This window comes from Empedobacter sp. GD03739 (assembly GCF_029843245.1).
In the GTDB taxonomy this organism is placed as follows: domain Bacteria; phylum Bacteroidota; class Bacteroidia; order Flavobacteriales; family Weeksellaceae; genus Empedobacter; species Empedobacter falsenii_B.
The window spans coordinates 1-14,527 of the sequence record NZ_JAOCHX010000025.1; the positions used below are offsets into that span (position 1 = coordinate 1).

Here is a 14,527-nt window from a genome sequence, read left to right on the forward strand (position 1 = left end):
AAGACATTATATTTTTTTATACAAAATGATTTTGTTTTTATACAAAAACCCGCAATTCTTCGGTTTTGTATAAAATACGCATTGGTTCGTATAAATTTGAATTTGGGACTAATTTTTTGCTTTTTATTTACGTCGAAAAATTAGTAATATGTCGCATGCAAAAGTGTTAGAATTATATAATCTTATAGACGAAACTTCGTTATCTGAAGAACAACTTGAGTGTAAAATTATTCAAATAGTTGATCTTATTCGGTTTATAGAAATTTACAATGATTCAATTTTGATCAAAGATTTTTTGAAATACAATTGTAGCATTATTTCCCATGAAAATAAATCAATCGGAATTGTATTTTGTGAGCAACTCGAAGAAATTGAATCGCTTATCGCCACACAAAAACTTTTGATGATAAAGGAAAAAGAATTTCTGAATGAATTATGGATTGTTTTTGTTAAAGATTATCAACAATCAATTAATATTGAAAGTATTAGCAATGATCGTAAACTCAATCTTTTTGACAAGATTTTTAATTTCAATTTTTATAAACAAACAATTTTACAAGCCAGATAATAGCCATGAAATTAATTAAAACGTCAACAATATTATTTTGTCTTCTAACAAATGTTACCAATGTATATGGGCAAGACAATAAGGAAATAAAAGAACAAGATAGTATTTCCAAAAAAGCCTATATATATTTGACGCAACAATTTTCTGTTGCAAGACCATTGAATGTAGAATACACTTATGCCACGCCAACAAAATTTACTTCGAAAACGGATGGGAACAAAACTGATGGTAATCGAATTAATCATTATTCACAACTGAATATCAGTACAAATATCAATATTTTGAAAAAAAAGAATTGGATTCTTAGTACGACTCTTGGTTATAAGAATACCAATATGGATATAGAATTTGCTGAACCAACGTTTCAAGAAACAAAAAATGTAGATATTAATGCACATTATCTCTATGAATCCTTGAATTTGGCTTATAGTACAAAACTTTTTAACAAGCCTACTTTTCTAAGTTCTAGTCTTATTTTTGATGGTAGCGACAAATATTTTGGTCGAGTAAAAGGACTTGTAACAGGAAATATTTTATTAAAATCTACAGATCGAACTAAAATATTAGTAGGATTAGGATTGAACATTGATGAAGGTACTAAAACACCTGTAATTCCAATGTTTACCTTACAACATAGATTTAATAATGACTTTTTTGCAGATATTATTTTACCAAAACAAATTCTTTTCAGAATGCATCCTTTCAAAAATTCTCGATTATCAATAGGAACTGAATTGGAAGCAAACACGTTTTATTTATATCTTTTGAATCCTAATAATTTATCTGAAAAATACGAATATAGACAAGTTGACTTAAACAATGGATTGAAGTATGAATATTTGTTAAAACACAATTTTATTATCATCGCTAAAACAGGAGTAAAAACGCTAATTACAAATGGTTTATTTAATAAAAAAGACACGTTTGATGACAAGATTTTCTCTTCGACACAAGATCCTTCGTTTTATTTTAATTTAGGTATTTCTTATAATCCTTTTGTAAAAAAGCGAAAATAAATCAGTTATTGTCTCCCCAAAAAAAGCCTTACAATAAGTATCGAAAGACTTTTTAAATCTATCAACTATTAACTACTTGGGTAGTTATTACCTTTTGCAATATTGTGAAATAAGACGATTTCCTTTAAGATAAATACAGGGATTTGTTCGTCAAGAATTCAAAAATTTTAAGATGGTTAAAGCGACTACTATAATTAAAATAGAAACAATAACGATGTCTTTATAATTGATTGTTTTCGAACCAAATCCAACTTTCTTTGATTTACTTATCTTTTTAGATTGCATCAGAAGGATTTTTTAGTTAATACAAATATAGATTATAAATTTAATTGAATAACTTATTTGTAATTAAATAATTGTAAAAATATCAATATAATATATAAGAATGATTTTTATTGTTTTGAAATCTATTTGATTTATATACAAAATCATTTTTTGTGTGAAACGTGAAAAATTATGTTTTCTCATAATACTTTTTCATTTTCTCAAAAATCAGGTTGTACGTTTTAGTACAATTATATGTTAAAAATAGTTAAAACAACATATTTGAAATTTCTCCTAAATATTCCATTAAATAATAAACAAAATCATTGATTATTTATGTTAAGTAAATTTTAATAAAAATTGAATGAAAGTTAAAATAATCTCGAAGTTAAAGATGTCAAATATCATTGTAGCATCAATTTATATTAAACATGAGAAAAAAATTAACTTCATTAAGCTTATTCGCTTTTCTTGGTTTTGCTGCATTTTCGTATGGGCAAACGAAAGGAATTATAAATGATGGCAATGGTTTTCCAGAAGCAGATGTGCAAATTACGATCAAAGGATCTGACAAGGTAGCTTACACAGATGAAAATGGAGAATTTGATATTGATGCTAAAATTGGTGATATTTTAATCATTAATGGAAAAGAGTATGTGGTTTCGAGCAATCATTTGGGTGTTATAAAATTACAGTCTAACTCAACTGTAGATCTTGCTGAAACGGTTGTGACCGCATTTGGTGTACAAAAAAAGGAAACTGTGGTTGGTTCTGTTGGAACTATTAGTGCAGAAGATATAGAAAATAGACCTTTGTCTAATGTGGCAAAAGCATTAGATGGCGCTGTAGCTGGTGTGCAAGTTTCTACTGGTTCTGGACAACCAGGTTCTGGATTATCGGTGCAAGTTCGTGGAGTAGGTTCTTACAATTTATCGAGTTCGCCTTTGTATGTTGTAGATGGTGTAATTTACACAGGAAGTTTGCAAGATTTGAATCCGAATGATATTCAATCTTTAACAGTCTTGAAAGATGCTGCTTCAACTTCTTTATATGGTGCATCTGCAGCAAATGGAGTGGTGATGATTACAACAAAAAAGGGTAAAAAAGGTAAAGGATCGTTTAGATTATCTTCTAATACAGGAGTTGTAACAAGAGCTACGCCAGAATATTCGAGAGTGGGAGCTGGAGATTATTATGTTGCAACTTGGGAATCTATGCGAAATGGCTATTTAGCTTCGAATTCTTCTGCAACATTGGCACAAGCGAATGCTTATGCTTCAACTAATTTAATTACAAATAATCTTAAAAATAATATTTACGGAGTTGCCAATGATCAGGTTGTGGTTGATGGAGTTTTAACTTCGTCAGATGCTTTGTACAATGATTTTGATTGGCAAGATTATATTTCTCGAACTGGATCTTTTCAAAAGTATGATATAGATTATTCGGGTGGTGATGAGAAGACGACCTATTTTGCAGGGTTTGGTTATAATAAAGAAACTGGTTATGTGATCAAGTCTGATTTTGAGCGTTACAATGCACGTGTAAATGTGGATTCTCAAGTTACAGATTGGTTAAAATTAGGAACTAATTTAACGGGAAGTTTAATAAAATCGAATCAAGCAGATTCGAGTGGAGGATCTTCTTATATCAATCCATTTTATTTTACACGAGCAATGGGGCCAATTTATTCGCCTTATTTGTATGATGCAAATGGACAACGTGTTTATGATACTGAAGGAAATCCTGTTTATGATGGAAACGAATCTCGTGGTAGAGGTTCTAGTGCGAGTTCTGGACGAAATGTGTTGCAAGAAACGTTATTGAACAATCAGTATCAAGATACAAATTCTATTAATTCGAGATTCAATGCTGAAATTAAACTTGCAAAAGGTTTAACATTTACGACAAACTTATCGTATGATGTAAGGAATTACAAATACAAAGAATACGGAAACAAAGAAATTGGAGATGCGTCTGGTACTGCTGCTTTAGAAATTACGGATTATAAGTATACAGGAACAACATTCAATCAAATCTTAAATTATAGAAAATCATTTGGTTTACACAATTTTGATGCAATATTAGGTCACGAAAGTTTTGAAAGAAAAACTGATTATTCTAATGTGCGCAAAACTGGTGAAACGGTTTCTGGTATTTATGAATTAATTAATTTTTTGAATACAACAAGTGCAACGGGTTACAATTATATCATTAGAAAAGAAGGATATTTTGCACGTGTTAACTATGATTATGCAAGCAAATATTTGCTATCTGCTTCTGCTCGTTTAGACAAATCTTCTCGTTTTTCGGACGAAAATAATCAAGGTATTTTCTGGTCTGTAGGTGCAGGATGGAATATTCATAAAGAGGATTTCTTAAAAGATTCATCAGTGATTAATGAATTAAAATTACGTGCTTCTTATGGACAAGTAGGGAATGATGGTGGAATTGATGAAGAACCAGGTTATCAAGTCGATTTAGATTTATATTCTTTGGGATATAACAATGGAACAGAATCAGGAGTTTTACTTGGTCAAGTTGGTAATTCTAACTTAACATGGGAGTCTAAAAATTCGTTTGATGTAGGATTAGATTTTGCTTTGTTCAGAAATAGAATTTCAGGATCGTTAGAATATTATTTACAAGATGTAAAAGATATGATTTTCGCTGTTCCTGTGCCAAATTCTGCTGGAGTTCCAGGAAACTCTATTTATCAAAATATTGGTAAAATGAGGAATCAAGGAGTCGAGCTTTCATTAAATTTTGGGATTGTCAGAAACGAAAAATTCTCATGGGATTTAGGCCTGATTGCTGCTCATAATGAAAACGAAATGTTGAAAATGGCAAATGGAGCGGATGATGCAATTATTAATGGAACAAAACGTATTGCAGAAGGTCATTCTTTGTATGATTTCTGGTTACGTCAATGGTATGGAGTAGATTCTTCGGATGGAGCTGCATTGTATGTTCAAGATCCAACAAAAGCAGACGATTCTAACACGCGTACAGTTAACGGAACTAAAGTAACGACTAATTATGCAAATGCATTGTACGATTATTCAGGGTCATCATTACCAGATGTTTATGGTAGCATTACAAATAATTTCAAAGTAGGGAATTTTGATGCTTCAATCATGTTGAATTATCAATTAGGAGGAAAAACATACGATAGTAATTACGCTTTATTGATGAGTTCTTATCCGCAAGGGCAAGCAATTAGTACAGATATGTTATCAGCTTGGAAAAATCCAGGAGATGTTACAAATGTTCCGATTATGAGTACGGCAAATACAACAAATGCTTCTGCTGCTTCTACGAGATGGTTGGTTAGTTCAGATTATTTAACAATCAAAACAGTACAATTAGGTTACAATTTCGATAAAAGAGCAATTGAAGGAATTGGTTTAAGCAATTTGAGAGTGTATGTTTCTGGTGAGAATTTATATTCTTGGACTGCAAGACAAGGTTTAGAGCCAGCTCAATCATTCAATGGTACAACAACTTATCGTTATACGCCTTCTAGAACGGTAAGTTTAGGACTAAATGTTTCTTTCTAAAATTGAATTTATAATGAAAAAGATAAAATTATTACTAGCAGTTATTGCAATATCGTCGCTTTCGCTATCATCGTGTAGTGATGATTATTTAGATGTTGTTCCAACGTCTTCAGTAAGTGACCAAACTATTTATTCAACAGCAGATAACTTAATGGCTGCAATAAATGGAATGCATAGAAATATGTATGTTAGACAAAATGAATCTCAAGGAAATAATGGATATACTGCACAATTGATTATTACAGATGTAATGGGAGAAGATGTTGTGTTTCCTTCTACCGGAAATGGATGGTTTGTAAGTGAATTAAGATGGATTTCTCAAAGCAACAATTCTTCAACAACTTCATCTTATCCTTGGACGTTTTGGTACGAAATGATCAAAAATGCCAATAATATTATTACTTATGGAGAAGAAGCTTCTGGAGATCAGAATTTAAAAGATCAAGCTATTGGAGAAGCCTATGCTTACCGTGCATTTGGATATTTTCAATTAGTTCAGTTGTATGGTAAAAGATATGTAGCAGGTGCCGCAAATTCTGATTTAGGAGTTGTTTTAAGAGATGATCCAAAAGATGTTGATCCAAAAGCACGTGCAACTGTACAAGAAGTTTATACTGAAATTTGGAATGATTTAGCCAAAGCAGAAACTTACTTAACAGGAAAAACAGCTTCTAATGCGTCACATTTTTCTCTCGAAAATGTAAAAGGTATTATGGCAAGAGTTGCTTTGGTTCAGCAGGATTATACAAAAGCTGCTCAATATGCAAATGAAGTAAAATCAGAATTTTCGTTAATGTCACAAACGCAATACAAAGCTGGGTTTAACGATTATTCAAATCCAGAATGGATGTGGGGTGTAACAATTCAAGAAGATCAATCTGATTATTTCGGAAATTTCCATGCTTATATGTCACGAAATTATAACTCATCTCAAATTCGTACTGCTCCAAAAGTGATGAATACCAATTTGTACAATTCTTTTCCAACGACAGATGTTCGTACGCAAGTTGTGGATCCGACTGGAAAACATACAAGTTTAGGTTTACCGTCTAATTATTCGCTATTTGCATATACCTCTCAAAAATTCCTAGCACAAAGTACATCAAGTTCTTTAGGAGACGTTCCGTTTATGCGTGTCGCTGAGATGTATTTGATCGAAGCAGAAGCGTTATATAAATTAGGAAAAGAAACCGAATCCAAAGCAGTTCTAGCAACTTTAGAAAAAGCGAGAGATACAGACTTTACAGGATTTACAACTTCTGGAGATGCATATTATCAACAGATTTTATTGAACAGACGAATCGAATTATGGGGAGAAGGATTTAGATTCTTCGATTTAAAACGATTAGGTCAAAAATTAGATCGTACAGGAGCAAATCACAACGCAACTGTTATTAATAATGTTTATACAATAGAGCCAACAGATTTAAAATGGCAATGGATAATTCCTGTCGCTGAAATCAATTCGAATCCATTGTGTGAGCAGAATCCATCGTGATAACATTTTTTTTATATATCTTCTCCTCATAGAGAAGTATAACATTTTTAGATGTTTTCCATTCGGAAAACCTCTATTTTATTTAAAATTATATATACTAAAATATACCAAACAAAAAACCTCAAGTGATTCACTTGAGGTTTTGTTATTTTTCTGCTTCTATAACGTTATTTAAGCTATTCTTTTGATTTTTTTGACGCTCTTTTTCTTCGTCAGATAATTTATCTTCAAGATTTATTTTCACATCATTCAGCATTTCTTTGAATTTTTCAGGTTGCATCATATAATATTTGTAACTCTCAGAAAATTGATGAAATGTGATATCATAATTTTTCATAATATCTACCGCATCTTTTGCTAAATCGATACTTTGATCTTGATTTTGAATAGGAAACATCTGCAATCCTTGTTGACTAATATATAAATCAGTAAGAATATCAATCATTTCAGATTTACCGATGAGATCTTTTGGTTTGTCGTAATTTTTTGGTGCGCAACTAAAAATACTCAAAAAAATCAGTGATAAAAAGATCAAGTTTTTCATAATTTGCCAAATATTTTTCTTAATCGTAACGAAATTACACCAAAAACGGCTTCTCCAATAATATCAGAACTAATTTTTGATTCGCCTAAAGTTCTGTCTGTAAATATAATTGGAACTTCTTTTAGTGTAAATTTTTTAATCCAAGTTTTGTACTTCATTTCAATCTGAAATCCATACCCTTTGAATTGTATTTTATCCAAATCCAGAGACTTCAACACGTTTGCTCTATAACCAACAAACCCTGCTGTAGCATCATGAACAGGTAATCGCGTGATGATGCTCACATATTTCGACGCAAAATAAGACAATAAAACTCTGTTCATTGGCCAATTCACAACATTTACACCATTAGAATAGCGTGAGCCAATAGCTAAATCGGCACCATCTGCTAAAGCTTGGTATAAGCGAGGTAAATCATTTGGATTATGCGAAAAATCGGCATCCATTTCGAAAATATATTCGTATTTATTTGCTAAAGCCCACTTAAATCCATGTACATAAGCGCGTCCTAAACCATCTTTTGTGGTACGAATTTCTAAATGCAAACGTCCATTAAACTCAGGAATCAAACGTTTTACAATATCATTCGTTCCGTCTGGGGAACTGTCGTCAACAATAAGCACATCAAATGCTCCGTCAACAGCCAAAGCTGCACGAATAATGGCTTCTATGTTTTCTTTTTCGTTATAGGTCGGGATAATAACTAATTTGTCCGACATAAATATTATTTTGTGGGCATAAAGATAGTTATAAGATTGTTAGTCTTTTGTATTTTTGAAAAAATTATGAAAACAAACGATTTAATCTCGATAGGAAAAAATACACTTGGCAATGATACTGTTCTTATTGCTTTGACGGTGTGTTTGTTATTGGTTTGTGCAGCAAAATACTTGTTTGCTAAAAATTTCAAAACGCTAGATAATAAAACCGAATACATGAGTTTTACAGATGATAATACGACCTTATTTAGTTTTATTGTCAATGGTGTGACGGTTTTACTGATAAGTTTGTTGTTGGTTTCGTATTTTGATATTACGTATAATCATATTCCAAATTTTAAGTTTTATTATCTTTCACGTGTCGGAATTACCTTTGGTGTAATCAGTTTGATTATGCTCTTTAGGTTGATGATTGAGGTAATTTTTTATCGTGTTTTCTACGAATCTAGTTCTCTTTCATATTTTATGAAAAGTTCGAGTTTTGTTAATGCAAAAAATGTTTTACTCTTACTTATTATTTGTTTTTTGTTTTTTTACACACAAATTAACAAAGATTACTTGATGGTGATTGGCTTTATTTTGTTGTTTTTGAATAGAATATTCGAAATTTATCATATATATGCAAAACAAATAAGTGACAATAAATCAGTTTGGTATTATAATATTTTGTACCTTTGCACCCTAGAAATTTTACCTATAATGGTTTTAGCAAAACTATTAATTGTAGGTAAAGTAATCTAAAATTACTATGAAAGTTAAATCAATATTAGTATCTCAACCTAAGCCTCAGGCAGAAAACTCGCCATACTACGAGATTGAAAAAAGAAATAAAATCAAAATTGATTTTAGACCATTTATCCAAGTTGTCGGAATAGACGCTAAAGAAGTAAGACAACAAAAAATTGACTTTAGCAAAGTGACTGCTGTAATTTTTACAAGTAGAAACGCTATTGATCATTTTTTTCGTTTAGCAGAAGAAATGCGCTTTACTGTTCCAGATTCTATGAAATATTTCTGTGAGTCTGAAGCAATTGCATTCTATTTACAGAAATACATTGTTTACAGAAAACGTAAAATTTATATTGGAGAAAAAGTTTTTGCTGATATGGTGCCTTTATTTAAAAAGCACAAAGACGAAAACTTTTTATTACCAGCATCTGATGTTTTAAAACCAAATGTTCCTACTTTACTAGATAGTTTAGGATTAACTTGGCAAAAAGCAACTTTGTTTAGAACTGTTTCGAGTGATTTATCTGATTTGTCTGATGTAAAATACGATATTTTAGTATTTTTTACACCTTCAGGAATCAAATCATTATTCGAAAATTTCCCAGATTTCGTGCAAGAAAATACAAGAATTGCCGTTTTCGGGAAATCGACAGTAGATCAAGCAAAAGAGATGGGATTACGTGTAGACATTGAGGTGCCAACACCACAAACGCCTTCAATGACAATGGCGTTAGATAAATACGTGAAAGAAGCAAATAAATCAAAATAATATTCGCTTTACCCTTCTCTCTAATTAAAAAATATGTAAATTAAAGAGATGGAAAAAAGATGGGAAATAAAAGAACAGCCCAATACTGAAGTTGTTAAGGATTTAAGAGAATCGCTTAACATTTCTGAGGTGCTTGCTATTTTATTAGCCCAACGTGGAATTACGAATTTTGCGCAAGCCAAATCGTATTTTAATCCATCCTTAGACGAATTGCATGATCCTTTTTTGATGAAAGGAATGTCTGATGCGGTTTCACGTATCAAAAATGCAATTGATGACGAAGAAAATATCTTAATATTTGGAGACTACGATGTAGATGGAACGACAGCCGTAACTTTGTTTTACGAGTTTCTGACTTCTATCTACTCGAAAGTCTTTTTTTATATTCCAGACCGAAATAACGAAGGTTATGGAATCTCTCAACAAAGTATAGAATTCGCTGTACAAAACAATATTTCACTTGTAATTGCTTTAGATTGTGGAATAAAAGCGCACGAAGAAATAAAATATGCCCAATCAAAAGGCATCGATTATATTATTTGTGATCACCATTTACCAGATCGTTCTGTGCCAAAAGCGTACGCGGTTTTAGATCCGAAACAAAAAGGTTGTCGTTATCCTTACAAAGATTTGAGCGGTTGTGGTGTTGGGTTTAAATTGGTGCAAGCTTATACAGAGAAATTCAATCTTCCGAAAGAAAATCTTTTACCACTTTTAGACTTAGTTGCTGTAAGTATTGCGGCTGATATTGTTCCGATTACAGGAGAAAATCGTGTGCTGGCTTATGCCGGCTTGAAACGATTAAATTCAGAACCTCGTTTGGCTTTTCAGCAATTAATTCCGACCAATATTAAAAATAATGTCAATATTTCGAATGTTGTTTTTTCTATTGCGCCAAAAATTAATGCTGCAGGTCGTATAAAACATGGTTCGGAAGCGGTTCGTTTTATGTTGAGTACCGATGAAGAGGATTGCCGTAAATATTTGAATGATATTAATTCATTAAATAACGAGCGCAAAACTTTGGATCTTGATATGACGCATGATGCACTCTTTCAATTGGATCAAATCAATACCAAAGAAAAATATTCTACAATTGTTTACGATGCGTCTTGGAATAAAGGTGTAATCGGAATTGTTGCTTCTCGTTTGGTCGATTTGTATTATAAACCAACTATTGTTTGCACGAAGAATAATGAAGGTGAAATTGTAGGTTCAGCCCGTTCTATTCAGGAGTTTGACATACATTCGGCAATCGAAAAAAACAAAGATTTGTTAACACAGTTTGGTGGACATATGGCTGCAGCTGGTTTAGCAATGAAAGAAGAAAATTTTGAAGAATTCAAGATTAGATTTGATCAAACAGTGAAAGAAATGTCGAATGGAAAACATTTTACGCCATCAATTTTGATCGATAAAGAGATTTCTTTTAACGATATGACACGTTCTTTCTTGGAATCGGTGATGCGAATGGCACCTTTTGGGCCAGATAATATGAATCCTGTTTTTATTTCGAAGGATTTATTGGCAACCGATTTCCGATTAGTTGGTAAAGAACACGCGCGTTTGTACGTACATCAGCGAGATACACGTATTACGTTTCCTGCAATTGGTTTCAAATTAGGGAAATTTGGACCAAAATTAGAGAAAGGACAATCGTTTGATATGGTTTACACAATCGGAATGAATTATTGGCAAGGAAAAGGAACTTGGCAATTGAATATCAAAGATATTCGCTTCAACGATTAATGATGTCCTTCTATAACCAAAACCATTTCACCTTTTAAATTTCTTTTTTCAGCTATTTCGGCTAATTCAGTTAATGTTCCGCGTAAAGTTTCTTCAAATTTTTTCGAGATTTCGCGTGATAAACTTGCTTTGCGTTCAGCTCCAAAAGCTTCGGCTAAATCTTTTAATGTGCGTCCAATTTTATGTGGAGATTCGTAGAAAATCATCGTTTTCTTTTCTTCTACTAATGAATCTAATTTCGATTTTCGACCTTTTTTCACAGGTAAAAATCCAACAAAAGTAAATTCATTATTTGGTAATCCAGAAACAACTAATGCAGGAACAAAAGCGGTTGCACCTGGTAAACATTCGATTACGATATTATTTGCTACACATTCTTTTGCTAATAAATAACCTGGATCAGAAATACCTGGAGTTCCGGCATCAGTAATAATCGAAATGATTTGACCATCTTTTAGCTGACGAATAATATCTTCAGTTGCTTGATGCTCATTGTGCATATGGTAGCTACGCATTGGAGTAGAAATTTCGAAATGTTTCAGTAAAATACCACTATTTCGCGTGTCTTCTGCCAAAATCACATCCGATTCTTTTAGCACATCAACCGCTCTAAATGTCATATCTCCCAAATTTCCGATTGGCGTCGGAACCAAATATAATTTTCCACTCATGCGACAAAGTTACAAAGTAATTTCAAAAGAAAAAGCCAGCAAATTAGCTGGCTTCCTATATTATTTCAAAATATCTGCTAAATCTGCAATATCTTCAGCCGAAACTTTGTCCAAAATTTTGTCTAAATCTGTTCTAGGAATATCTAATTTCGAATCGATAACCAATACATTTCGTAAACCGTTAATTCCAAAAATCATTTTCTTAACTCGTCCGCCATCTTCTTGTAATGAAATGTTCAAACGGCTGTCTTTCGCTTTGAATTTGACTAAGTTCTCATATTTTTCACCACGCATAGATGACTGCAAATCATTCATGATTCTTTTTTGCTTTCCTTGTCCAGCATCTGAAACAACAAAAACTTTAGCCGATTTTAAATAATTAAATAAATCTGTTCCACCAGCTTTTCCAGCTAATTTCAACGCAAAAGAAGGTAAAGGAATTACAGTAGATTGATTATCATATTTTTTGTAGAATTCTTGCATGTTGCTTGTTGTACCGCAAGATTGCAATGTTAACAATACTGCTATAAAAGATAAACCGATTATTTTTTTCATTGTTCTTGTGTTTATAAATTAGAAAAAGCTATTACAACTCTCGTACCGAAAATTATTAATTTTTAGGATTGTTGAATTTTTAGGTAGGAAAAAATCATTTCTAAAATCGATGAATCATCTAAACCAATCATTTGTTCTAATTCGGTAATCGAAGCGTGTTCGATAAATTCGTCTGGATAACCGTTGATTGTAATATTTCCTTTGTAATGTATTGAATTCAGAAACTCTAAAATTCCACTTCCGAAACCACCTTTTTTTATTCCATCTTCAAAAGTTAGAATGGTAGAATATTTTAATGAAATAGCTTTTAAGCGAGATTCATCCAAAGGCTTGATAAATGGAAAATCAATCAAAGCGACTTTATCTTGAAGATGATTTTGGATGATAATTTCTTCGATTCGAGAACTAATCAATCCAGTTGAAAGAATTGCTAATTGACTTCCTTCAAAAATAATTTCAGATTGACCGATTTCTATTTTTTTGACTTTAGAATTGCTTGTTTGGATATTATTTTTTGGATAACGAATAGCAAATGGTTGAGTTGTAAACTGCGCTGTGTACAATAGATTTTTGAAATCTTTTTCGTTTCGAGGCGAAGACACAATCATATTCGGAATTTCGCGCAAATACGCAATATCAAAATAACCATGATGTGTCGCGCCATCTGTACCAACGAATCCTGCACGATCAATACAAAATACAACAGGTAGATTCTGTAACGCTACATCGTGAATGACTTGATCGTATGCACGTTGTAAAAATGTCGAATAAATCACACAATACGGAATGGTATTTTTCGTCGCCAGACCAGCTGCAAACGTCACCGCATGTTGTTCTGCAATCCCGACATCAAAAACACGTTCAGGAAAATCTTGATGACATTTCACCAAATTACTTCCTGTTAACATTGCAGGCGTTATCGCAACGATTTGTGAGTTATTTTCAAGTAATTGATGCATGGTTTCACCAAAAACATCTTGATACGATTTTTCTTTTTTCTTTGATTTTATTTCGCCCGTTTCTTTATCAAACAAACCTGGAGCATGCCATTTTACTTGATCGATTTCGGCTTTTTCGTAACCTTTTCCTTTTATTGTTTTGATGTGTAAAACTTTCGGACCTTTTATAGAATCAGCTTTATTGAAAGCATTTAATAATTCATCAAAATTGTGTCCATCAATTGTTCCAATAAAATTTAAACCGAAATTGGTAAAGATATTTTCGGATTGATTTTCTAAAGATTTAAAATGTTTTTTCAATCCACCAACCGAAGGATCAATTCCGATATCATTATCATTCAAAATCACTAAAACATCCAAATCTGTAGATCCAAGATGATTCAATGCTTCTAAACTCATTCCAGAAGTAATCGATGCATCACCAATAATTGCAATGTGTTTTCTATTGATTTGATTGATTTTATCTGCTGTTGCCATCCCAACAATTGCTGAAATAGATGTAGAAGAATGTCCCGTTCCAAATGTATCAAACTCACTTTCTATACGCGTTGGAAAACCAGAAATACCATCTTTTTGACGAAGAGAATCGAAAATTTGTTGACGACCAGTCAAAATTTTATGTGGATAACATTGATGACCTACATCCCAAATCAACAAATCTTTAGGTGTATTGTAGTGATAATGTAAAGCAATCGTTAATTCAATCACACCCAAACTAGCACCTAAATGTCCTGGTTTTACACTCAAAGTATCCAAAATAAATTCGCGCATCTCGTGAGCTAAAGCAGTTAATTGAGACGCTTCAAAAGTCCTAAGTTCCTTAGGATGATTGATTTTTGAAAGTAGATTATCCATTATTCTTTTACAAAATTACATTTTTCTGAGGAAAATTCCGTACCTTTGCATGTTACAAAATTTAATGTAAC

The 14,527-nt window shown here is 32.1% G+C and carries 12 protein-coding genes; 7 read left to right on the forward strand and 5 right to left on the reverse strand.

Translation table 11 applies throughout. The annotated features are described in order from the left end of the window. The first annotated feature begins 148 nt into the window (after positions 1-148). The 4 genes from N5E64_RS09520 (at position 149) to N5E64_RS09535 (ending at position 6,906) form a co-directional block, all read left to right on the forward strand. Complete coding sequence (locus N5E64_RS09520) at positions 149-568, forward strand: hypothetical protein (RefSeq protein WP_280037293.1); 420 nt, start codon at positions 149-151, stop codon at positions 566-568. 5 nt (positions 569-573) lie between these two features. After that, complete coding sequence (locus tag N5E64_RS09525; protein ID WP_280037294.1) at positions 574-1,584, forward strand: hypothetical protein; 1,011 nt, start codon at positions 574-576, stop codon at positions 1,582-1,584. A gap of 695 nt (positions 1,585-2,279) precedes the next feature. After that, positions 2,280-5,408 (forward strand): SusC/RagA family TonB-linked outer membrane protein, encoded by a 3,129-nt coding sequence (locus N5E64_RS09530; protein ID WP_280037296.1) that lies wholly within the window; start codon positions 2,280-2,282, stop codon positions 5,406-5,408. Positions 5,409-5,421: 13 nt separating this feature from the next. Next, positions 5,422-6,906, forward strand: a complete 1,485-nt coding sequence (locus tag N5E64_RS09535; RefSeq protein WP_115001928.1) for a RagB/SusD family nutrient uptake outer membrane protein — start codon at positions 5,422-5,424, stop codon at positions 6,904-6,906. A 145-nt stretch (positions 6,907-7,051) separates the two neighbouring features. On the opposite strand, the gene N5E64_RS09540 is transcribed toward N5E64_RS09535, so the two are convergent. Next, on the reverse strand, positions 7,052-7,450 hold the full coding sequence (locus N5E64_RS09540) for a DUF4296 domain-containing protein (RefSeq protein WP_280037300.1): 399 nt from the start codon (positions 7,448-7,450) through the stop codon (positions 7,052-7,054). After that, the gene (locus N5E64_RS09545) at positions 7,447-8,169 is read right to left on the reverse strand and encodes a polyprenol monophosphomannose synthase (protein WP_280037302.1); all 723 of its coding nucleotides are present in this window, start codon (positions 8,167-8,169) and stop codon (positions 7,447-7,449) included. The genes N5E64_RS09540 and N5E64_RS09545 overlap by 4 nt, the downstream gene beginning before the upstream one ends. Positions 8,170-8,235: 66 nt before the next feature. On the opposite strand from N5E64_RS09545, the gene N5E64_RS09550 reads away from it, so the two are divergent. From N5E64_RS09550 to recJ, 3 genes are read left to right on the forward strand one after another with little or no spacing between them, the layout of a single operon-like run. After that, complete coding sequence (locus N5E64_RS09550; protein ID WP_219034040.1) at positions 8,236-8,910, forward strand: DUF4271 domain-containing protein; 675 nt, start codon at positions 8,236-8,238, stop codon at positions 8,908-8,910. A gap of 7 nt (positions 8,911-8,917) precedes the next feature. Next, entirely contained in the window at positions 8,918-9,667 is a 750-nt protein-coding gene (locus N5E64_RS09555) for a uroporphyrinogen-III synthase (protein WP_019974792.1), read from the forward strand. A gap of 48 nt (positions 9,668-9,715) precedes the next feature. Next, positions 9,716-11,416: a single-stranded-DNA-specific exonuclease RecJ gene (gene recJ / locus N5E64_RS09560; protein WP_280037306.1), complete on the forward strand. Its 1,701-nt coding sequence runs from the start codon at positions 9,716-9,718 to the stop codon at positions 11,414-11,416. Here the strand turns inward: recJ and rsmI are convergent. The 3 genes from rsmI to N5E64_RS09575 form a co-directional block, all read right to left on the reverse strand. After that, the gene (gene rsmI, locus N5E64_RS09565; RefSeq protein WP_221854392.1) at positions 11,413-12,087 is read right to left on the reverse strand and encodes a 16S rRNA (cytidine(1402)-2'-O)-methyltransferase; all 675 of its coding nucleotides are present in this window, start codon (positions 12,085-12,087) and stop codon (positions 11,413-11,415) included. The two genes, recJ and rsmI, sit on opposite strands and share 4 nt — an antisense overlap. Positions 12,088-12,147: 60 nt before the next feature. Then, a complete protein-coding gene (locus N5E64_RS09570; protein ID WP_038336746.1) occupies positions 12,148-12,642 on the reverse strand; it encodes a DUF4252 domain-containing protein in 495 nt (164 codons plus the stop codon). Between the two features lie 62 nt (positions 12,643-12,704). Beyond that, on the reverse strand, positions 12,705-14,456 hold the full coding sequence (locus N5E64_RS09575) for a 1-deoxy-D-xylulose-5-phosphate synthase (RefSeq protein ID WP_280037309.1): 1,752 nt from the start codon (positions 14,454-14,456) through the stop codon (positions 12,705-12,707). Positions 14,457-14,527 lie beyond the last annotated feature (71 nt).